We start from the raw sequence: 22,227 nt of genomic DNA, 5'->3' as shown, positions 1-22,227 counted from the left end.
CGCAATGGCACAAGTTTCAATTGGGCAAGTGGAGAATTTGGAAGACCTCGTGCGCGATCTGCAGTCAGTGCGCGAGGCGCTAGAGGCCGCATGCCGCGAACAAATTGCTGTTGCGGAGCAGAAATGCGCAGAGGCTCGTGAAGAAGCGCAGAACAGCGCAAGCATGTTGGAAAGTGCCATCCAGCAGGAGCAAGCCGCCACGCAAAATGTTGACGGCGCTGAGCAAGCGCTCGATAGCAGTCAGAGCTCGCTTTCTTCCGCCGAGTCTGCGCTATCTGCTTGCCTTGCTCAGCCGCACGATGACGATGGACGTTGCCCGGACTGCTCCGGCGAGGACTCTGCCGTGGCTGAAGCAGAAGCCGCTGTTGAGCAGGCTCAGAGCATGCTGGAGCAAGCAAGAGCAGAGCTTGAGGTGGCGAAAGGAGATCGCATATCCATGGAGCAGCGCGTGGATCTTGCGAATCAGGCCGAGGCGATGGCGGAACATACCCTGGAGCAGACCCTACAAGCATGCAATGCGCACTTGGCAACTGTCGATCAGGCGATTGAAGCTGGCACTGCACGCTTGATATCCGCGCAACAAGCACTGGATGCTTATCTCGCGACAAACCCGTCCGCTGCGCAATTCCATGCTTGGTTGAAATGGGACCCTGCCAAAGATGGCCGCCCTGTGACTCCGGATATGTTGCGAGACCGCATGAACCTATCGTCAGAGCAGAGACGATTGCTTCAGGAATATCTTTACGACCGTGATCCAGCGTATCGCAAGCAGGTCGATAAATTTCGGAACCAATGGGTAGCCGCCAAGGGTGATGCAGAGCGAAACATCGTCGCACGTAAGGCACGGATACACCTGAGCGGTGAATTCGGGGAGCAGATAGTTCGGCACGCACTTGCGCCACTTGGCGGCCGGATCGAGACGCAAGGGCGAACCTTTGTGGGCGATAACGGACGCTACACAAAAACAGATTTGATAGTCACTGACTTGCGGGTTCCGGTCATTCTGGGACGTGGTGAGGGCATGGGGGCTCCTGTGGGAGGCTCGATGGCATTCGAAGTGAAATGCGGCAAGGCGGAATACCTCTATTCGCAGAAAGATCACATGATTTTTCAGGCCGAAGGGCACAAGCAAGCAGACGCGCAATGCACTCTTTGCTCACGAGACATCCACGATTTGCCAGAAGAAAAACAGAAAGAACTGCGCGATGCCCTGCGCGAAGCTGGCTCACCGATGGTGGGAATGCTGCCAAGGAAAAATGAAATAGATCAGTCCTGTCTTGATTTCATCCGCCAAAACGAGGAGGAGCAACCATGAAAATACGTTTCGCAATTATTAGCCATGACCTTCTCGCACAAGTCCGGGCTGAGGTTGATGTTCTCCTGCGTGCAGTCAATGTCGGAAATATGGACGGTGTGGATGCGTCCACCGCACGCCTCTTGGAGCTGACAGTTAATTGCAGATCGATTGAGTTGTCCGAGCAAGAGTGGCGCGCATTTCTAAGCGAACTCAGGGCCAAGAGCCCGGAGTTCGAATCGAGCTACCTTTTGCCTGGGACTATTTGCGCACCCCTGTTTCCCAAAGTCTCGGTAGCTGACCACTATGTTCTCGAACTTCCAATCGATGGTGATATGGAAGAGGAGGAAGCTGATGTTTGATGAGGCTTTTGGAATGGCTGCGATGTGTGCTGGAAAATTTCGCGAGGGAGTGCGTGATACGTTCGGCGCGTCCATTGTTGCCGATGTACTTGATCCGATTCTCAAGGAAGTCGATTCACTCTGCATTTTCAATGCTGCTTTTCAGCAACAATCGCTCGCCATTGATCGAACTTTGAATGACGTTCGCGAGCTTCAATTCAAAGACAGCGGGTGGAATCAATGAGTGGAAGCGCAAAGGATTTTCAGAGCATCATTTCCAAGCTACACAAGGCAGTTGCGGACTATCAAGAAGGTTGTGCGCGCATCGACCGCGAATTCGATACCACCAAAAAAGCATTAAGCGAAGACCAGGAACGCAATCGAAACATAAGGAGGTCGAATTGGCAGGCAGGTTTTTCCAAAGAGTGGGAAAGAAATGCAACTGCTATAGCGAACGCAAGCTCGCAGCTCAGACAACAACAACCTGCCTTCGTGGATTTTTGTGTAGATAAGCCATTGATGGCATCAGAAATTCCAGCAGGTCTTGTGCTTGGCACGGAGCAAGTCTCTTTTGAGAAGCTATCTTGTCAGGCCCCTAAATTCATCTCATTCCCCTTATCCAGTGCTCTTGTTTTTTCACAAGGCGATGCAGAGCAGAAACGCCTCGTGCATTGTCTCTTGTTACGGTTGCTGCAGGCTTTGCCTGCAGGTCAAGTAGAGTTGACACTGATTGACCCCCTGCAGCAGGGGCAATCGGTCGAGCCGTTCCGGCCATTGCTGAAGGTAGAGCAATTGGTGCCGCAAGGTCATGTTCTTACTCGTTCGGATGAAATCGAAGCTGCGCTCGGAAAGCTGACGGACGAAATTGAGGAGTTGATCCAGCAGCGGTTCAATGACAAGGCATCCAACTGGTCGGAATACAACGCGATCAACCCCGGCAATTCATTACCTTACAAGGTGGTGGTGCTTTTTGATGTGCCAGAGCAGATGTCGGAAAAATCTCTCTGGTTTCTTGGCCGCATTTTTGAAAACGGTCCACGCTGCGGCGTGCTGCCCATCGTTGCAATTGATGAGCAGCGCATGGAAGACCGGCGATATGAAAAGCTCAACGCCACGCTGAAAAACTCAACCATGCAACTGAATGATCTGTTGCAGCGCGCTGGGGCTGGCGAGCTGTCATTCACATACCAGCCGGAGCAATGGCCGCGACAGGATGTGCTGGATGGCTTTCTCGCAAAGCTCGTTGAAGATTGTGCTGCTAAGACGCGCTTCAAGAAAACGATGCCTGATCTCTGGACGAGCTTCGGCAAGGGTGAGACGACTCTTGCTGGCTTTGATATTCCCATCGGCTGGACGACCACAGGCGACTTCGCTCCCCTGAGACTGGGCGCGACGGACTCCGAGCATCATGTACTGCTTGCGGGGAAGACAGGCTCGGGAAAATCCAATCTGCTCCATGTTTTGATTCACACGTTATGCGAGAAATACCCGACCGAGGAGCTTGATCTTTATCTACTGGATTACAAGGAATCGACTGAGTTCAATATTTACGCAACTCCCCCAGTCCCACAAGCCCGCCTTGTCGCTACGGAAAGTGACCCTGAATATGGCGTCACTGTATTAAGGCATCTTGTGGATGAACTGGAAACGCGTGCACGCATATTCAAGTCAAAAAATGTCAACGATTTCAGCGAATACCGAAAATCAAGCGGGATACGGTTGCCACGCGTCCTGCTAGTCATAGATGAGTTCCAAATTCTGTTCTCAGAAAGTCGCCAGGTGGCAGAAGCTGCTGAGCAGTTGCTGTCGAAGCTCTTGAAACAGGGGCGCTCGTTCGGTATTCACATCCTCCTGGCTACTCAGACTTTGAAAGGCATCAACGCACAGTCAATCGGAAGCATCATCACCCAGTTGGGATGCCGTATTGCACTGGCTTGTGGGCAGGAAGACTCCGCAATGATCCTCGGGGGCGGGAATTGGGCAGCCGCAGAGCTGCGCAGCCCACCTGAAGGCATCATCAACAATGCTAATGGTGCCAAATCCGGCAATGTGAAGTTCATGATTCCATTCGCCGGAGAAAGTGAGCATCGACGTGATTTGTTGACGAAGTTGATAGCGCGTACATCTCTTTCTGGGGTGGCTGAAAAAACCAAAATCTTCAGCGGTGCATTCCTTCCGCAGATACCGTCTCCCTTTGAATATCAGACAGCTTGTGCGCATGAAGAAGCTCTTCTTTTGGGCGAAAACCTCGCATTCGATTCAAAACCGTTGACGGTACCACTTACTCGTCGATCCGCGTTCAATGTTCTATTCAGCGGCTACAATGACCACATTCACGATGGACTCCTGTCCGCTACGCTTTTTAGTCTGACTTTCGTCGATGGCTTTGATGAAATCGTGTACTTCAACGCGCGCGGGATCCCCCCAGGAGGAGGATTCTCAGCCGCAGCGCAGATGCTCGGTGCACGCCTCAAGATATTCGACGATATATCCGAGCTACCACTTCAAGCGATATCAGACGATATTGGGAATCGCCGCGTAGCATTGATTATCGATGGCCTGGATTCCGAGAAAGTACTACAGCCAGCCCCAGCGTTTAGATCGCCCAAGCCTGGCGAACCACCTACCCCGGCTGACTTGTTAAAGCGTCTCGCCGAGGACGGCCCAAGAAAGGGGACGTTTGTATTTATTTTTGTTGACCGTTGGCAGCGCTGTGCCAGTGCCTGCAAAGACCTTTTCTCCTTTTTCGAATTGCGCGTGGCGTACTGCATGAATGAAGACGATGCCGGATCGCTTGTGAGTGGCGGTGTTGGTAAGTTCAAAGGTATTGAAAAACCGAGCCGAGCTGTATTCGTAAACAAAATGACGAATGACATCACATGGTTCCGGCCATATGTTCAGGAAAGCACTCAATGAAGAGATTTCTGCTCACGTGGTATGGAATCACCGATTTTCGCGCGTCTCTGGGGTTTGAGAATACCGACGGCCCTATTGCGAGCGCCCTTGCGGGCGCGTCCTACTCGGACATCATTATCCTGGGTTACACCCGGACGGATAATGATGCCAGCGAATTGATCGAGGCACAGAAGACGTTCACGCTTGAATTGGCGTCAATACGAAGCATGGGGCAAGAGAAAGACTGGAAGCTTACTAATCAGTTTGTCTCCAGGTTCGCCAATACCTCTGTCGCACATGAACATTTTGAAGCCTGGCTGAAAAAGAAAGCCGCCGCCCTGGGCTGCAACGCAAGGATCCGTTTAAATAGCGAGAAACTTTACCAGCTCAACGACACCGAAGGTATTTACGCTAGCGCAATGCGGGCGCTGGATGGGGTTGAACAGGAGCCAGGTGAAAAGCTCGTCACGCTCTATCTCAGCCCAGGAACTCCGGTGATGGCCTTTGTCTGGGCGCTCGCGGCGCTGAGCTACCCTGAGCTCAAAAAAAGACTCATAGCATCGTCCATCATTGGCAAAGCACCTGAAGTCATAGCGTTGCCTGCTGAGTGGCTTGAGCGACACAGCTCAAAACAGGCTGCGATCCGAGGCATCTCCAACGGGTTCGATGTGACATTCCATCTTTTTGGTGAGCAACGGATGCCTGCCTTGTTGAGCATCCGGCAATTTGAGTCGGCGCATCACATTTTTGTCAACTCAAAAGACTTCCCTGCTGCATGTATGCAAACCTTTATTGGCTCTCGGGACCTGCATGAACTTACCGTTGACCCCTGGGATGATCGCGCTGTTCACGAACAAATCACCGAGCTGGCAAAGCAATTTCCAGAAAAAACACGAATTGGAATCAATTTAACTGGCGGCACAAAATTGATGTTTGCTGGCGCGCTCTCTGCTGCACGTGAACTGGGCGCTGTTCCGTTTTATTTTGACAGCAAGAATCGTCGCGTCATATTCATTGACAGTGTTCGGCGCGAAAAAATCAGGCAGATTGATTCAATCGAGACATTTTTGCACCTGAATAGCGATGGTTTGGAGATTGCAGGCAGTTCCTTCATGAAGGATATATCGCCAAGTCGCCAACTTCTGACCGAGACCCTTTGGCTGCATCGTGACAAGGTGCGTAGATTTTATAGAGAACTGACCGACTATAACAATGCATTCAGGCCATTCGAGATTTGTCGTGACGGCTTCAATTTCAAGCTGGATGACATGGAGGCAGTATCCGTCCAGGGCTACGGATTGGATCTGAGATTTGAGAAATGGCCTGATTTCGCCAAATACCTATCTGGCGGCTGGTTCGAGGAGTTTGTTTATTTGCAGTGCAAACCCTACGAGGATGCTGGCGTCATTCAAGACTTGCGCATCAATGTCAAGCTGAACTTGAATTTAGAAGAGTCAAAAGGCTATTCGAGCTTCGGTGTTGAATACAACGAGCTGGACATCACATTCACCGACGGTTATTCGCTTTATGTCGTGGAATGCAAGGCGGGCAATGTAACGCAAGAGCAGATTATGAAGCTGCAGAACCTTGTGCGCTTCTACGGAGGAATTGAAGGTCGCGGTATCGTTGCCTGCTGTGTTCCGCCAAATACTGAGTCGGCCAAGAAAAAAATAAAAGATGCCAGACTGATGCTTTGGAGTGGTGCATCACTTTCTGAGCAGATAACGGCAATGATGAACAGCATCACTGAGCGGGCTGAAGCGAGTGAGGCAACGCCATGATGCTCCATTTGGTTTGCGACATCTCCGGCAGCATGAGTGAAGGAGGCAAGCCCTTCATCCTGCGAACCTTGGCCACGACCGTGGCGCAATGGGTGCGGCAAGGGTATGGAAAGGCGGAAATCCGCCTTTGTGCTTGGAGCAGCGAGGCACGCAGCATCCCGGACTGGAGCGTCACGGACGATCTCCCGGTCGAAATGCTGGTTTGCCATGGAAGCACCAATGGCCAGGCGCTGGTTCAACTGCTGGGTAACGAGCCGGATGGAAAGGTTCTGATCCTCACGGATGGATTCTGGACAAGAGACGACGTGAAGACCCTGAGCCGCTGGCAGGAAGGTCTACCGCCGGACACGCTGCGCGTCATCCAAATCGGCGCGGATGCCAACCCACATCTTTCCAAGGGGCTCAAAGGCGCAAAGGTGTTTGCCGCAGAAGAAGTGCTCGCCGTACTCGATAACTGGCTGCAGGCGGATGAGGAATGGGCATGACGCTTTGGAAAAGTTTTGGGGCAAGCGTTCGCGGCCCGAGCCATATCGCCGAAGGTTTGCCAAATCAGGATGCATGGGCGAAGTTTCACCATGTTTGGGGTGATGGCATCGTCGTGTCCGACGGAGTTGGCTCCAAGCCCTTCTCCAGCTTCGGCAGCCATGCTGCCTGTCTCGCCGTCGAGTTCGCAGCCCGGGCTTGTTGCACCGGTGGTGAAATCGAACACAACGCGCTGTTTAGCAACATCCAAGCTAACTGGCTGAGGCTTGTCGCTCCGCTGGAACCTCGCGATTGCGCGGCCACCTGTCTCTTCGCACTACACCTGGATGGCGTAATCCACCTAGGGATGCTTGGCGACGGACTTGCCGCTATTGCCAAGTCCGATGGATCAGTGGTTTCGCTGTCGGAAAACAAGACGCAAGGCTTCTCCAATATCACTACTGCGCTGTCCTCCAAGGTCTCCGCCAAAGACTGGCAGTATTTGTCGCTGCCGGGGGAGCAGTGCATCGCAGTATTGCTCTGCACCGATGGGGTGGCTGACGATTTGGATAACGCTGACGGGTTTGTGAGCAGTTTCGCCGAAACGCATCGAACCCTCGCACCGGTAAGTGCCAACCGGCGCATCCACGAGATGCTCGAAAACTGGCCCACGCCCAAGCACAGCGACGATAAAACCCTCGCCTGCCTGTGCAGTGAGGAGGTTGCAGATGAGTAACGCCGAACACCAGGCTCTGAAGCCACTTGTGGATGAATACAACAATGTTCATCAGATGGCCGATGAGCTTGCGCGCGGTGGACAAGGCGTGGTCTATCGCACCAAGGATGCGGATTTGGCCGTCAAGCAGCCGCTGGACGCTGCCGGCCAGCCGGACAAAAACGCCAATCTGCGCGAGCGCTTCCAGCACGTCCGCCTGTTGCCCATACCACGGCGCATCCCCGTTTCCCTGCCACTCGCCATCCTGCGCGACGAGCCGGGCTATGTGATGCGTCTGTTGAACGGCATGAAGCCCTTCGCCAGTTTCGATTTGGACGGCAGAAGCAAAAAGAAGCTGGAAGATCAAAGCCAAGCCTTGCCCCAATGGCTGACGAAGATTCCTGACAAGGACCTGGCGCTGCGACTACTGCATTACGCACAAACTGGCTCCACCCGCCGCCGTTCGCTCGCGCTTGCCAAGTGCGCTGCCATCCTCGCCCGCCTGCACAGCGCTGGACTGGTCTATGGCGACATTTCCACCAACAACGCTTTCATTGGCGAAGACGACACCACCGATGTCTGGCTCATAGATGCCGACAATATGCGCCTGGAGTTACCCAGCGGCGGTGTGTCCGTCTATACGCCGGGCTACGGTGCACCGGAGGTAGTGCAGGGCCGTGACCAATCCCGCCCGCGAACCGACTGCTGGGCTTTCGCTGTGATGACATTCAAGCTACTGGCGCTTTGCCACCCTTTCATTGGCAAGAAAGTACTGGAGCCCGAAGATGAAGAAGACGGCTGGGATGCCGACCCTGCGCCCAATGGCACTGCCACCGATCTGAACGAACAGGCATTCGCTGGTTTCTTGCCTTTCGTGGATGACGAAGATGACGATTCCAACGAAGGAGTTGGAGGCCTGCCCCGTGTATTAGTCGCAACAGAAGGATTACGCCGCCTGTTTCAGGAAACTTTCGGTGCAGGACGTGAACTGCCGCACCGCCGCCCGACAATGGCGTTCTGGACATTGGAGCTTGCGAGGGCGGCGGATCAGTCGCTGGATTGCCTCGAATGTGGCATGAGCCATTTCGCCGATGAATACGCGCAATGCCCGTATTGTGGCGCGGCGCGCCCGGCTTTCATTCGCGTCAAAACGCCACGTTGGGAAATCCTGATTCCTGGTGGTGCCACGGAGTTCAGATTGCCGCAGCGGCTTTTTCACCCGTTTTCATTCGAGTATTTCGATAACACAGCATACGAAGCCATGCTGAACTGCGCGGCCAAAACCGCAGTCCCCGTGCGGGGCACGCTGCCTTTCCCGGACAACCTCACCTTTGAGTTCGTGGAGGGCTGCAAATGAAGTTTCAGGACATTCCTGTCAACATCATAACTGTCCGCATCAAGCGGTCTGACAATGTCGAAGCCCTGCAAGAGCAGCCAGTATTCTCGGTAGAGGCCAGCCTATCCCGCGCAGATGAATTTGAAATCCGCCTGAGAGACGCGGTTGTTTTCGTTCGCCCCGTCGCGGCTGTTGACATCCGCCGCCTCAACGCTGAACTTGCCAGTGGGCGTTCCCTGCTTGCACAACTTGAAAACCCTGCCGCCGATGGCAGCATCGAGCTGAAGATCGGTTTTTTCACCGGCGTCTGCCTGGAAATGGGCGATGTTGAAATCGGTGTGGATGAGTATGTGCAAGAAAAGATGCGGACGAAGGGTGAGGCACTTTACAAGAGGCTGGGCGAACTTTGCTGCTTCCAACAGGGAAACGACGCATTTTTCTTCCTGACTGCTGGCCCGGCGATTGATGAAGAACTGAAACCTGTCGGCGAGGACACGCCACGCGATGCAGCTGCGGAGCCGACCCGAATAAACGCTTTCTGTGTTACTGGCGAAGGTATCCGCTTCATTGCCACCGAAAAAGCAATGCCAGGCGGCCAAACTATCTACATCGCCACCCGTCTAACCAAGCCAAAGAAGGAACCTGACCGCACCTTACGCCTGGCCAAAGGTCGGCTGCGTTTTGTGGACTGGACACAGGCGGGACAAGTGCAAATTCTTGCCAAAGCGCAAATGACAGCACTCACTCAGGACGATGGAAGCTATCTGAAAAAGTGGGACGAGTTTGGTGAGGTTGAAGGTGAACTGCTGCTCAAGCAAGCACGCGAAGTGGGTGCTTTGCAATTCACGGAGATGGTGCCGAAACGGGATGGAACTGTCGGAGTTCGTATTGCGCAGGCATCAGATTCTGCGTGGGGCGCACTGAGACAAGGCGCAGTACCTGAAGTTGAACTGGTGGACGAGTTGCCGGACTACTTGCAGGATGAAAACCTGAGCTTCACGGATTTTGCGAGAGGGATCGAAAAAAAGGAGGGGGAACACAGCAAGCTCGGTGAAAAACGCGAGCTGCGCGAGAAAAATACCTATTTCAGTGTCGCAGAGTTTGACGAGGAAACTCGCGTACTCACGCTTAAAGCCGAGGCTCTACCCAAGGAATTCGGCACGCTCATCCTGTCGCTGGCGGGCGAATCTGCTCAGATCAAGCGCCGCATGGCCGCCCGTCAAGCCATTCTGGAAGGCCGTGCCGCCAACCCCCAGCTTGGGCTGTTGATTGAGGCGCAGGGGCGAATCACACAGATCCGGCCATCGCAAAAAGTTCAACCGCTCACGGCCTTCGTTCGCAACAAGGTCTTTCGCAATCCGCCCACCGTCATGCAGGAAAAGGCCATCGAGGCCGCCCTAAAAACGCCAGATATAGCGTTGATCCAAGGCCCGCCCGGTACCGGCAAGACCACCGTCATCGCTGCCATTCTGGAGCGCCTGAACGAGATGGCCGACAAGCGCGGCGCGAGCATCAAAGGCCAAATTCTGTTGACAGGCTTTCAGCACGATGCGGTGGAAAACATGATCGAGCGGCTCTCGCTCAATAGCCTGCCCGTGCCGAAATTCGGCAAACGGTCTGGCGCGACGGAAGACGATCTCAGCACCTTCGAGCGCAATCTTGAGGATTGGTGTTCAAAGTTGGCCGCCGAACTACGTGAACGAAACCCACAGATTGCCGAAGTTGAGCAGGAACGGGAAATAAAAAACCTGTGCCTGCAATATGTCCAAGCCCCGTCACGCGTGCTGGCCGCCAGCCTTGCTAGGAAAATCGCAGCGCTCGGCAGTGTAATTCTTGGCGAAGACGGCGCTCGACGGTCGACGAATTTGGCGAAAAAGCTCGCGCACGAGGAAAACCTCAACGATGGCTCCACCCAATGGCTTGATGCAGCGCGCCGTCTGCGCGTTCGCCATGAAAGCTTTTCTGACGACGGGCCAGAAAGGGCGATGGACGCACTGGATGACCTGCGTGATGTGCTTGAAGAAGACGAACGCAAACTGCTGGACAAAGCCAGTCTGTGGCGCAATGAAGATGGCCCAGCGCCATTTTTGGACAACCTGGTCGCGTTGAAAAAGAGGCTCCTCGCCCGGTTCACCGCTCCACCGATTCTTCGCGTGGAAAAGCAGAACGACGCAGTGCTTGCATTGGCAGAATTCGCCATACAACGCATCAAAAACGCCGAGTATTCGGCTAAGGATAAAAAATCTGCTGCGCTGGCCGAGTTTCTAGCCGAACTGGAAGGCAACCCCTATGGCATGGTAGATGCCCTGTCCGAATACAGTTTTGCCTTTGCCGCCACCAGCCAGCAGAGCGTCAATCGTGCAATGCAAAAACGCAAAGGGCTTGTCGGGCGCGATGTCAATCAAAACCAGAAAGGCATGGAATACGAATATGTCATCGTGGACGAAGCCGCCCGTGTCTCGCCTCGTGATTTGATGGTGGCTATGGCGCAAGGCAAGCGCATTATTCTGGTCGGCGACCATCGACAATTGCCGCACATCATTGACGAAGAGGTGGCTCGCCAGATGGAGGAAGGCGAAACGGGTGAGGACGAAAATGACTGGCTAAAAAAATCCATGTTTCAGTATTTGTTCTCCGAGCGTTTAAAAACACTGGACAAGAGCTTCCCAATTATCGACAGCACCACTGGCCGCGTTACACCACGTTGCATCACGCTGGACAAGCAATACCGCATGCATCCGCTGCTGGGCAGCTTTATCAGTAGAAATTTCTATGAACGCTTCGACCCGGAGGAGCAATTTGGCTCCGGGCGACCAGCAAGCGATTTCGCCCATGATCTGCCAGGCACGAACGGCAAGTCTGCCGTTTGGATGGATGTACCAGCACAAAGAGGAAAACATCAAAAGGACGGAACCAGTTGGACGCGCCCCGCAGAAGTCACTGTCATCGCTCGCCAGTTACAGGCGTGGATGAGTTCGGATGCAGGGAAAGATCTCTCCTTCGGTGTTATTTCATTTTATAAGGCGCAGGCCGACAGCATCAGGGAACAACTCAAAAGGAAATTCGGCGGGATCGTGAACGATGACAAGCAACTGCGTGTTGGAACGGTGGACTCTTTCCAAGGCATGGAATTCGATGTCGTCTTCCTCTCAATGGTGCGAACCTTGCCGCAAAACTGGCAGCCAAAGGATGATGACCGCGACAAACAAGCTAGAGCGCTGTTTGGCCATCTCTGTCTTTACAACCGTCTGAATGTCGCCATGAGCCGTCAGAAGAAGCTGCTGGTGGTCGTTGGAGATACGGGGTTGCTACAAAGTGAACTCGCGAAGGAGTTCGTGCCTGGACTGGTGGATTTCCTTCAGATATGCCGCGAGCAAGGGGTGATGCTGCCATGTTGAGGCTCCTTGATTACGGCAAACCTGCCCCCTTCGGTGAGACCATCGGTAGGCCGCGCCACCTTGCGTGGCCGCTGAACGCATACCGCGTGACCTTGCCCAGAGTTCTTGACGATGGCAATGGCTTGAACGCATTTGAGCGTGTCATCCTGAAACTACTCGACGCTGCCGGTCGTATGGATGCCGATGCGCTGGCGGCTGAAACCCGCATCCCACTCGATTTGGTCAAGAGCGTTCTGCTTCGTTTGCAAGACAAGGACTTGATTGACGAACACAATGCCGTCATTGAGCGGGAGCGTGAAGATGAGCGCGCGCCGGTGTTTGTCACTGCGCTGGTCTTTCGCGAACTCGCCACCGGGAGAATTCTGCCTTTTCTGCATCGGCTGGACGACACAAACCCCATGCGGAAAAAGGAATGCGAGGACAAAGACTTCCGGGTAATCCGCTGGGATGGTGACCGCAGAAAAGCGATACCAGCGCCGCGTGATGTAATCAGAACTTTGCGCGCCATGAAAAAGCGTTCGTCTGCGTTCGGCCAGGACAGCAAGATGCCCGCAGTCCAACAGATCACGATAGTCGCCGAGCCCGAGCTGCTTCACCTTGACTGCCCTATCGCCATCCAGAAAAGCGATGGCGAGTTCCGTATAGCTGACCCGTTCGGCAACGGTTTCTCCTTGATTCTCGAAAATGCGTTCGAGAAACTTTTGGAGCAGGATGAAAGCCTCAGCAAGTGGCTGCATGGTTGGAAACAGTCATTAAGCACTCCTCGTCCAGAAAAGCAGGATGCCACGCCAAAAGAGCCGTTCGACAACGATGCCAACCGGCAACGCTACCCGAAGCTCGTCGCCAATTTGCGCCCCTTGCGGAATAGCCCGTTCCGCTCCATCGCCCAAATCCATGCCGCAATCGAATGGGCGCTGTTCTATACCTGCTGCCGCAGACCGGTTGATTCCGTTATTGCAAGGCTGAAATTCACTACGCAAGACCAACACGCAGCCCTGCTTGAGCAGGCCGCGAAAGCCCTCGGTCTTGAGCAGCCGCCGATTGGCTTCAGGCCGATTCGGGAAGGTAAGCTGCGGGAATTTGAGGACGGCGGCGCGTTCCAAGAGACGGTTCTTGCCATAGCTTTGCTTCAAGCGCAAGACGACGCTTTGCATCCCTTGCGCCGTGTTGCGGCCGCGTATTCAGACCTCATCACTCGCCTGTTCGCTATCAACGCCAAACGCAACGAGAAGGGCCACGGCAAGGGCGGCGCAGACGCACCGCAGCAGGCACTAACTGACGATTCGTTCATGCGCGAAGTCGTTCATGCGCTTGTGCCAGGCATCGTGTTTACCGACACGCCTCCTACCGCGCCAGACAAGGACGAGCAGGGTGATGCACTGCTGGATGCCCGCACTAGCATTCAGGAGGAGTTCGGCCACCAGTTGTTCAACCGCCTGGGCGCAAACTTGCAAGACCGGCTGGTTCACGCGGAACGTTTTTTCCAGTCTTGCCATGACGGGGATGACGCTTTGGCCTATGTCCGCGACCTTTATGCCGCAATCCAGTCATCATTTGAGAGAGCTTTGACAGGCAGGCTGCCGTCCGATACCAGTGACGCGCAGCTCAAAGACACGGCTGAACGCAAGGCTGTTGAGGCTGGTTTCTGCGAAGGCTTGTCGGAGAGCCTGCGAACCGTCAAAACATCGGCTGTGCGCCAGGCATTGCAAGGCGGCAGCCAAACGCTCGGGGCTTGCGTTCTTGCATGGCTGCTGGTGAGCGATGCTGATGAACTTGCCGCAATTCATGACACGCAGCCGTCCTTGATCGGCGATATGGCAAACCTTATCGCTCGGCGTGGGCATGGCAACGAGCCGCTGCCATTGCCCAAAGAGAACATCGCACAGCTTCGCAAAGCTGCTTTCACAACTATCAGAACACTTATGGAATCTTGAAAATGAACAGCCCCGTCCAACCCGACACCGAAGCCCAGCGGCTTGCCGATTTGAACGCGCGTGAGAGCTGGATAAACACCAAGGAAAGCGAAATCGCCAGCCGTGAAACCGCCGTGGCTACACGTGAAAGGGATGCGACTGCAGAGCGTCAAGTCATCGAGCAAGACAAGGCCAAGCTGGCGCAGCGCGAGCAGGCCGTCACGCAGGCTGAGCAAAAGTGTGATGCAGGTTTTGCCGATGAACGAGCCGCGCTGAATGATGAGCTGCGTGAAAAGCGCGCCCAGGGCGAAAGAGCAATTGCCGAGATGCGAGAGAAAAACCTTTCAGCGTTGGAGGTTGAAATTTCCGAGCTGAAAGCAAAGCGACTGGGTGCGGTTGCCCATGCCGAAAACGCCGAACGGGAGCGCATTCGGACAGAAATCGCCCAAGAGCGCGATGCATGGACAAAACAACAGGGTGACGCTCGAAAGCAGTTGAATGCAGAGCGCACGGAATTTGAGAAACAAAAAGGCGCACTCTCCGCCTTGCAAAGCGAAGTCGAAGGAAGACAGGCAGAGCTTGAGACTTCAGAGCGGACACTCGAACGCAAAGAACAACGGCTGGAACAGCAGAACCAGAGGCGCAGCGAGCAACTGGACGATGAGGTTGAGAGGCGTGTTGAGGATCGCCGAAAATCGCTAGAGGCTGCTCTGCAATCTGCCAAAGAGGAAAACATTCGACTGCGCGAGGCGTTTAAAACTCAAGACGAACTTCTCGGCGCGTTCGAACAGTTAAAGTTGCAACTTGGTGGCAAAGACCCTGCTGAAATTCTGCGTGCGCTGAACAGCCAGGCCGACGAACTCAAACGCCTACGAGAGGAGCTTGCTACCCGACCTACTGAGGAAATGCGCGAGCGGTATCAAGCCCTTGAATCAGAAGCCAAAAATCAGAAAACACGGGCAGACCAGTTAGAACGGCAACTTTCCACCAATGAGGCTGCGGTCGCTGAAATTGGCGAGCTGCGCCGTCAAGGCTCGGAGCTCAACGCCGAAAACAAATCTCTGGCGCAAAGGGCATCCATCTTCGAGGGAGCAGCCAACGAAGCGCAAGCCGAACTCAAGCGTTTGCGTGCAGCTTATGAGCGCCCTGCTGAAGTTACCGCTCGCTACAAAGAAATTGAGATGCCGCACATCAGTGTGGATAAGGTCAAGCAGCCGGTGCAGCACGAGATCGATGAGCTAACTTGGCTCACTGGGATTGGTAATGCTTGCGATACATACGGACTACATTTCAATCCACGTATTTTGAAAGCTTTTCATACAGCTCTCAAAACAGCGGAATGGTCGCCGCTCACTGTCCTGGCAGGGGTTTCCGGAACCGGAAAATCCGAACTGCCGCGCCTCTACTCGCACTTTGGCGGAATTTATTTCGAGCCGCTGTCTGTCCAGCCTAATTGGGATTCGCAGGAATCCATGCTGGGCTTTTTCAATTCCATAGACAATAAATTCGATGCACAGCCGGTGCTGCGTTTTCTCGCGCAAAGTCAGATATCAGGCCGCGAACAATATGAACAGCGCATTAGACGTTGGCAGAGTATGTCGCCAGATCAGCAAATAGCACTTGACCCTGAGAAGGACAAAGAGCTGATTGAAGCGTTGAAACAAGCAGATTATCCAGGATTGCAGGACGCAGTGTGTCTTGTTCTGCTTGATGAGATGAATCTGGCACACCCTGAGCTTTATTTTGCAGAGTTTTTGAGCAAGCTAGAACTGCGGCGTGGCAGAAAGGGTGATGATGTTCCGTTCATACCGGTGAAAATTGGCGCCGGCATGGAACCCTATAAGCTCCCCCTCGGTCGTAATGTACTCTGGACAGGGACGATGAACCAGGACGAAACCACCAAGTCCCTTTCGGACAAGGTGCTTGACCGTTCCATCATCATCAACTTTCCGCGCCCGACGGAACTCAAACGTCGCCTGAAGCTTGCTCCACTTGATGACAAAAATCGAGGCCCGGCGCTACACAAAACGTCGTGGCAGAGTTGGCTAGCACAGGGCAGCAACTTCTCCGACGATCAAGTCAGCCCGTTCAAAAAATTCATTGAAGCAATCAATGCTTCTTTAGCGGTTACAGGCCGTGCCCTCGGTCACCGCGTTTGGCAATCCATTGAATACTACATGGCCAATTACCCGGATGTCCGTGCTGCACGCGATAAAGATGCGCTTGCCAGAGCTATGCATGTCGCCTTCGAGGATCAACTCGTGCAGAAGGTCATGCCCAAATTGCGGGGTATTGATACACGCGGCAAGAGCAAGACAGAGTGCCTGGACAGGATTCGTGGACAACTCGTTACAGGAATCGGCAGTAACTCATTCAATCTGACAGAGGATTTCGACCTTGCCTGTGATCTTGGCTATGGTCAGTTTATTTGGCAGTCGGCAAATTACCTAAACGTCGGTGACACGGAAACCAATGATAGATCCACGGCCAGTCGAGACTCGGACAATGCTGAATTGCCACACTCCCTTTTTATGAAAGATGAACCAGATTCAGACAAGCGTCATAAAATGTGGAACTTAAAGACACCAGAGCAACGAGATGAGCTGCGCGTGAAACTTGAAGAAAATGCCAGAGCAGGAAGGATTCACGCCAAGCAATGAGTATTACTCTGGAAAAAATCTATACCGACTTCCGTGCCAAAGAAAAACTTGCCAAAAAACTGCTTGAGCAAATGAATTGGTTTGGTTCAATCACGGATTTCGATCCTAAGACCGGCGCGGCTCTGCCGAAATCCTTGTCAGGGTTCCTCGCCAAAGTCGCACAGCCAGAAGCGAGTGAGATAACCCGTGACCGCCTTTGGCGCATAACGGAACACTGCCGCGCTTCTGTCGAGCGATTATTTCATTCTCTCAACGAAAGTCCTCGCCGCGAACACGCTCTACTGCCTGTTCATGCTGTGCGTGAACTGGATGCCAACAGTTTTATTAAGCTGAGTAATCGTCCGGGTCGTACCATTCGGGAAAAACTGGCAGGTAACCCCTACATACAGGCTGTGCGTCGTTTTCAATCCGTCGACCTGCCGGAAAATCGCTTGCTGAAAGCCTTTGCCATTCGCCTTGCGGAAATGCTTGATTTACGCGGTGATTGTCTCGGTCAAGAGGATGAGCTTCTATCAAAAATCTACTTATGGTTGCGTTCTGATGAGGCGCAAGCCATCGGCAATTGGGAAAATCTGCCACCTAACAACACGCTACTAGCACACCGAGATTACCGTCACGTGTGGGATGCATGGCGCTGGCTGCAAACCCTCGATGAGGACATCACCAGCGACCTTTCTCAACTGGATGTCCGCGAGAAAACCATGCGCCTTTGGCAGCAATGCGCGCAAATGTGGCTTGATGGAAAGCATCTTTTTGCTGAGATACCGTTACTATTCGATTATGAAAAGTTTGAGATTCTTCCGTGGACTTCCAAGCCACCTTTGTTCAAGGAAGTGAAGTACAAGATGCCCCGGCATTTGCGACAAAGCGCGAGTGCCGAACCAATTTGTGTTGATATCACAGCCCTGCATCCCCGCTATGCCAGTGGTGACGGAAAAGGAGCGCAGTCGCTGGCGGCCCCCTTTCTTTGGCAGAGGTGGCAGCGCGAAAATGAAACCGTTGACATCGAACTCTTTGGTTCCGATGCCGTTTGGCTGAATCCCGATGCGACCACCATTTCTGCGCCAGATCTGTTTTTCGCCAAAGACAACGCCACTGAGCTTTTTGACCCCGCCGCCCGCGCGTTCACTACTCGGCTACGCGAAGAGTTCAAGAACGATACACTCATCTGGCTTGCGCCTGACTTTCTCAACGATTTCGAGCTTGAAGTCATCCGTCGCAACCTCAACGCGCGTTTCCCGAATGCCGAGCCGTTGCCGCGAAGTGTGGCGGCCGTGTTCGCTCAAGCTGACCCGGCCAAAATCACGGGCGAGGGTTACGCCATCATCGTCGTTGATTCCATTGGCGGCAAGACGACCGCCACCAAGCTCATCGCCAAGCGCGACAAAGACCTGGCGAAACGTCTTCCCATCACCAAAGGCTTTTATTGGGAGCGTTGCCCGCCGGTTGTTATCCCTGGCGAGGAAGCAGAAAGGCTAGGTGGCAGCGGCTACGACATCATCACGCTGGATGCCAACGGGCGGTGGCACGATGCGATCCGCCCGGCAAAGCCCCCATTCATTGAGGCAGCACACCTGAAGCGTATTCCAAACATCGGGAATTTCGCGTTCTGCATCAATTTGATGGAAAGCCCCGTTATGGGCGGAATCCATCTACATGCTTTACAACAACAGGTGGCTGATATTCCACTTTGGCGCGACCAGATTCCTGAGCTTTCAGTCAAAGTGATGAAGGATGGACATCAGCAACGATTCCACCTGGTTTTGCGCGGAACGACAGTCAAACCCATTCGGGGTAAACCCGTCACCATCCCGGTTGATGAATTCTTCACACTGCCCGCTGGCAGGCCGCATTACTCGTTTCCGCTCTATGTCGGCGATAAGGGTGACGACTTCGGTTTCTCTGCTCGTCTCGATTCACCCGCCTTCCCATTGGAAAACAAGGTTGACTGCGAGTTGAACCTGACCTTTGAATACGGCGCGGATGATCCCTATAAACTCGTCTTCACACCGCGCGACAAATCTTTCCCACCCATCCGCGCTACCTGGCGACGCACGGAAGAAATCACCGATGCCCCTGCGCCGGAATATCCGCAGCCAATGACTTGGGCGGAGTTGCAGCGGTTTCCGAAGCAAGACAGTAATAAAACCTCTGATCTGTTGGACTGGGTGGAAAGGGCAATTGAACAGCTTGACCGTGATTTTTACATCCGCCCCAAACAGAGGACGACTGGCACGGTAAACAGAAAGTGGCTGACCGACAAAATAGGCGGGCAGTTTACCTTTGCTACATGTAAATCCACCGATGAGTCTGTATTCATTCATCAGAACAGTTTTGTTCATGAACTGAGCTACGCCGACTTCACTGAGGGGGCAGAAATTTCATTCGAGCTTCAGGAGCGCGATGGGAAATTCTCTGGCTGGAAAGTGGCAGGGCCGAGATACAAAGATGAAGTGCGTCTGAAAAACTTTGACGAAGAATCAGCAAAAAATCTGGTTGCCAGTATACGCAAGAGACTTTACTTTCCTGTCATTCAGGTTTGGCGCGATGGGCGCTCGACTGGAGACCGTGAATGTCCGAAAGGGTTTGCCGACGCAATGAAGGCCAGAGGAGAACACCTCGTTGCCCTGCTGAACGAGAGTGGCATTCCTGAGCAAGTAAAGAATGAAATTCGATTTCTAATGGCCTGTATGCACAAGGATGCGCCTGAAAATTGCGTTCAGTGGATAACCGGGCAGGTTGAGGGTCAGAAAATTCGTGACCTGCGAGCCGTCGGCTTCGCGCTTGGTGATGTTTCGCAGCAATGGCAGAAAGATTTGCTATCCCAGCTCGTTGCGAATCCGTCAAATGACGCGCTCAGTATTTTGGCCTATGCCATCTGGCGAGAGCAGCAGTTTGTTGAGAAATTCAGCCTCGCCAACTTGCAGTCCATTCTGAATGCTCTGAACATCATGCTCAACATCAAGCAATATCCGCCCCGGAAAGACGAGTGGACTGCTCGCAACTGGATTCGCGCCACGACAGAACCGCTTGAACTTCTGCTCGGCCTGCTTCGCACCCGTGCATCATCCACCCCCGAAATCAAGATTCTCCTTCAGCCGCATCAAAAAATCACCAAGGAATTGGCCAAGAAAATCGAGCGAGTGACAGAAATTGTCACACTGTCCAACATCAAGCTCTTCTCCCGTGTGAAAATCAACATCCAGAAACCCTCAGGCGACCGCACCCCCGATCTGCTCTACGCGCTGCGCCTGTACCTCACTGGTGACGATGGTGCGAACGCTATTCACATATCTAGTGTTTCTGATGGAAATACTGATGAGACCATTTAATTTTGATAGATGATTTTCATATCTTGATCTTCATAGGCCGGGAAATTTCATTGAAAATAGATATGGGTTATTTGGAGGCGTAAATTCGAAAACCATTTCTGGTTTGATAAGTAAATAGCCATGTAGCTTCCTCGATTTTCTGGCGCCTGTGACTTCGCAAGTCCAGATGTTCAGGCCACTTGGTTGCTTGCGATGCAATTGCAGTCGCTCGAAGCGCTTCTGCACCCACTGCCAATCCTGCAGGTTCTCCTGTTTGGCCAGTTTGCCTACCTGCGGGTGTTCCTGCGCATAGCGCTGGAACACGCCAGGGCTGACCAGGTAGGCGGTGTCGCTCACGGTATGCACCAGCGCTTTCGCATCGTTGATGATGAGCCGCCGCGTGGCGATGCCATGTTTCAGCCACGCCATGAAGTGCTCGCCGGATGGCTGTGTCGTCGAGGACGTGAAGGCCGGTGACGAAGGCGCAGCGGCGGCCAAGGGCGGCTGGGTCGCATCGGGGAGAGCTGCGGGTACTTCGTCCGGGGCGGTTTCCACATCCTCGGTGGTTGACGAATCCCCCATTCCCACCATCGCCAGCATGTCCGCCATGACGTCGGGGCTGGCCTGGGCCTTGGGTGGAGAGGCCGAGACGATGCCACTACCTTCCGCTGGCGGAGCGTTTTGGTTCTCGGAGGCGGACGCTGCGCCGTCCGCAGAAAGCGTGGCCGCTGCCTCGGCAGCTTCGCCCGCCAGTGCCGCGTCGGTCGTCACCGTCCCGGCAAAGGGCGCTGGTCGCTCACCAGATTCCCAGATCAGCGCGGGTGCCAGCCGTAGCAACGTAAACAAGTGGGTCCAGCCGGTGGAACTGGTCACGGTAGCGCGCCAGATCGCTTTGCCGTCCGGCGTGGGCTGCAACATGCCGTGATCCTGCAGCACGTTGAACACGGCGGTGTTGTTTGCCGGGATACCGTCAACGCCCTGCGACAGCAGGTGCGCGCGCAGCTTGTCGGAAACTGTCTTGCTCACCAGCCAAAGCGCGCCATCGGTGAGCCAGCCATCGGAGGCTTCGGGCTGGTTCAGCTTCAGCTCCTCCTTGAGCAGGTAACGCAGCCCTTCCAGCAGCTTGCGTTGCAGCGCGTGCTTGGGCGCGGCCATGGCGCGTGTGGGGTCGCCGCCCAGTTCCTGGGCCACGGAAGCACGGTCGGCCTGCACCACCAATTCGCCCAGCACGCCAGCGTGCTCGTACTGCCCGGCCAGGACGTAGAGCAGCGGTGCCCACAGCGACGGATAGCAGCTGAGCCAATCCAGGACTTCACGGTCAAGCAGTTGCCGGTAGAGCAAGCCTGTCGCGGCGCTGTGGAGCCGGTACTCGCGATCGTCACGGTAGCGGAAGCGGTATGGTTGACGCAGCGGGCCGTGCCACGGATGCCAGGTATTGCCGTCGGCTAGCTCGACGTGCAGATCGACAGCGATCTTGCCGACGTCGTGCAGTAGCGCGGCATAGGCAACTGCAGCGGTCCAGGCTTCCTCCTGCGCCGCTTGGTCCTCAGGACTGGCGCCAATGGGCAGCAGATGGGACTGCCGCAGCTTCAGGCTGTAGGCGACGATTTCGAGACCGTGGTCGAGCATGCCTCCCGGGTAGGCATGGTGATGCGCCTCGGAGGCCGGGAAGGCCTGGACCAGCTCGGCGTAGCGTTCCAGGGGCGTGCGGTACAGGGTGGCGAATTGCCTGCGCGAGAGCGAGGTTCGCTGCCAGATGTGTTCCAGCAGCTTCTGCCGGCGCGGTGTCGCCAGCAGCGATGCGGCCGATTCCGGTTGCAGCAGCCCTTTCGGGAGATCGGTGACGGGTGCTGGCGACGGAGCGGCAGCGACCGGAGGCCGTTTCCGCTGGAACAGAGAGAGCATGTGGGTGTCCTGGTGGCGGGCAAGCGGGCGGCCTTTTCGCCTTTTCGGGTAGGGCCTTTCCCCTTGCACCCCATTCCCTTGCCATTTCGGCCCTTTACAGCCTTTGGGTATAGGGCGACGGGTGCCGGCCGTCCACCTCCAATACGAGTTGCGGCAGGCCGGATTGATGCAGGAAGGCTGGCTGTTTACGCCTTACGATGGACCGATTCTTGGACT

General features: G+C 54.5%; 13 protein-coding genes. 12 read left to right on the top strand and 1 reads right to left on the bottom strand.

What is annotated here, in order from left to right; translation table 11 throughout:
- Positions 1 to 4 precede the first annotated feature (4 nt).
- From DACI_RS21175 to DACI_RS21125, 12 genes are all read left to right on the top strand, one after another.
- Positions 5 to 1,315, top strand: a complete 1,311-nt coding sequence (locus DACI_RS21175; RefSeq protein ID WP_012206005.1) for a hypothetical protein — start codon at positions 5 to 7, stop codon at positions 1,313 to 1,315.
- Complete coding sequence (locus DACI_RS21170; RefSeq protein WP_033940875.1) at positions 1,312 to 1,656, top strand: hypothetical protein; 345 nt, start codon at positions 1,312 to 1,314, stop codon at positions 1,654 to 1,656. Before DACI_RS21175 ends, DACI_RS21170 begins: the two co-directional genes overlap by 4 nt.
- On the top strand, positions 1,649 to 1,879 hold the full coding sequence (locus DACI_RS31575) for a hypothetical protein (RefSeq protein ID WP_031757235.1): 231 nt from the start codon (positions 1,649 to 1,651) through the stop codon (positions 1,877 to 1,879). Before DACI_RS21170 ends, DACI_RS31575 begins: the two co-directional genes overlap by 8 nt.
- The gene (locus DACI_RS21165; RefSeq protein WP_033945064.1) at positions 1,876 to 4,551 is read left to right on the top strand and encodes an FtsK/SpoIIIE domain-containing protein; all 2,676 of its coding nucleotides are present in this window, start codon (positions 1,876 to 1,878) and stop codon (positions 4,549 to 4,551) included. The genes DACI_RS31575 and DACI_RS21165 overlap by 4 nt, the downstream gene beginning before the upstream one ends.
- Positions 4,548 to 6,311, top strand: coding sequence for a Card1-like endonuclease domain-containing protein (locus DACI_RS21160; protein ID WP_043545366.1), 1,764 nt, complete (start codon positions 4,548 to 4,550; stop codon positions 6,309 to 6,311). The genes DACI_RS21165 and DACI_RS21160 overlap by 4 nt, the downstream gene beginning before the upstream one ends.
- The gene (locus DACI_RS21155; RefSeq protein ID WP_012206001.1) at positions 6,308 to 6,796 is read left to right on the top strand and encodes a hypothetical protein; all 489 of its coding nucleotides are present in this window, start codon (positions 6,308 to 6,310) and stop codon (positions 6,794 to 6,796) included. Before DACI_RS21160 ends, DACI_RS21155 begins: the two co-directional genes overlap by 4 nt.
- On the top strand, positions 6,793 to 7,509 hold the full coding sequence (locus DACI_RS21150; RefSeq protein ID WP_012206000.1) for a PP2C family serine/threonine-protein phosphatase: 717 nt from the start codon (positions 6,793 to 6,795) through the stop codon (positions 7,507 to 7,509). Before DACI_RS21155 ends, DACI_RS21150 begins: the two co-directional genes overlap by 4 nt.
- Complete coding sequence (locus DACI_RS21145; protein ID WP_012205999.1) at positions 7,502 to 8,845, top strand: protein kinase domain-containing protein; 1,344 nt, start codon at positions 7,502 to 7,504, stop codon at positions 8,843 to 8,845. Before DACI_RS21150 ends, DACI_RS21145 begins: the two co-directional genes overlap by 8 nt.
- Positions 8,842 to 12,222: a DEAD/DEAH box helicase gene (locus DACI_RS21140; protein WP_012205998.1), complete on the top strand. Its 3,381-nt coding sequence runs from the start codon at positions 8,842 to 8,844 to the stop codon at positions 12,220 to 12,222. The genes DACI_RS21145 and DACI_RS21140 overlap by 4 nt, the downstream gene beginning before the upstream one ends.
- A gap of 86 nt (positions 12,223 to 12,308) precedes the next feature.
- Positions 12,309 to 14,156, top strand: coding sequence for a hypothetical protein (locus DACI_RS21135; RefSeq protein ID WP_197968055.1), 1,848 nt, complete (start codon positions 12,309 to 12,311; stop codon positions 14,154 to 14,156).
- A 2-nt stretch (positions 14,157 to 14,158) separates the two neighbouring features.
- Positions 14,159 to 16,795 carry a chromosome segregation ATPase gene (locus DACI_RS21130; protein WP_008265595.1) on the top strand — a complete coding sequence of 879 codons (2,637 nt, stop codon included), beginning with the start codon at positions 14,159 to 14,161 and terminating at the stop codon, positions 16,793 to 16,795.
- Positions 16,792 to 20,127, top strand: coding sequence for a cold shock domain-containing protein (locus tag DACI_RS21125; RefSeq protein ID WP_012205995.1), 3,336 nt, complete (start codon positions 16,792 to 16,794; stop codon positions 20,125 to 20,127). Before DACI_RS21130 ends, DACI_RS21125 begins: the two co-directional genes overlap by 4 nt.
- A 30-nt stretch (positions 20,128 to 20,157) precedes the next feature.
- On the opposite strand, the gene mobH is transcribed toward DACI_RS21125, so the two are convergent.
- On the bottom strand, positions 20,158 to 22,011 hold the full coding sequence (gene mobH, locus DACI_RS21120) for a MobH family relaxase (RefSeq protein WP_012205994.1): 1,854 nt from the start codon (positions 22,009 to 22,011) through the stop codon (positions 20,158 to 20,160).
- Positions 22,012 to 22,227: the final 216 nt, after the last annotated feature.

Origin of the sequence: Delftia acidovorans SPH-1 (genome assembly GCF_000018665.1) — a bacterium.
Lineage (GTDB): Bacteria > Pseudomonadota > Gammaproteobacteria > Burkholderiales > Burkholderiaceae_C > Comamonas > Comamonas acidovorans.
This window is presented reverse-complemented; position numbering and strand designations above follow the sequence as displayed.

Coding starts and splice junctions, on each gene's coding strand:
- DACI_RS21175 (WP_012206005.1), top strand. CDS start 5: ATGGCACAAGTTTCAATTGGGCAAGTGGAGAATTTGGAAGACCTCGTG.
- DACI_RS21170 (WP_033940875.1), top strand. CDS start 1,312: ATGAAAATACGTTTCGCAATTATTAGCCATGACCTTCTCGCACAAGTC.
- DACI_RS31575 (WP_031757235.1), top strand. CDS start 1,649: ATGTTTGATGAGGCTTTTGGAATGGCTGCGATGTGTGCTGGAAAATTT.
- DACI_RS21165 (WP_033945064.1), top strand. CDS start 1,876: ATGAGTGGAAGCGCAAAGGATTTTCAGAGCATCATTTCCAAGCTACAC.
- DACI_RS21160 (WP_043545366.1), top strand. CDS start 4,548: ATGAAGAGATTTCTGCTCACGTGGTATGGAATCACCGATTTTCGCGCG.
- DACI_RS21155 (WP_012206001.1), top strand. CDS start 6,308: ATGATGCTCCATTTGGTTTGCGACATCTCCGGCAGCATGAGTGAAGGA.
- DACI_RS21150 (WP_012206000.1), top strand. CDS start 6,793: ATGACGCTTTGGAAAAGTTTTGGGGCAAGCGTTCGCGGCCCGAGCCAT.
- DACI_RS21145 (WP_012205999.1), top strand. CDS start 7,502: ATGAGTAACGCCGAACACCAGGCTCTGAAGCCACTTGTGGATGAATAC.
- DACI_RS21140 (WP_012205998.1), top strand. CDS start 8,842: ATGAAGTTTCAGGACATTCCTGTCAACATCATAACTGTCCGCATCAAG.
- DACI_RS21130 (WP_008265595.1), top strand. CDS start 14,159: ATGAACAGCCCCGTCCAACCCGACACCGAAGCCCAGCGGCTTGCCGAT.
- DACI_RS21125 (WP_012205995.1), top strand. CDS start 16,792: ATGAGTATTACTCTGGAAAAAATCTATACCGACTTCCGTGCCAAAGAA.
- mobH (WP_012205994.1), bottom strand. CDS start 22,011: ATGCTCTCTCTGTTCCAGCGGAAACGGCCTCCGGTCGCTGCCGCTCCG.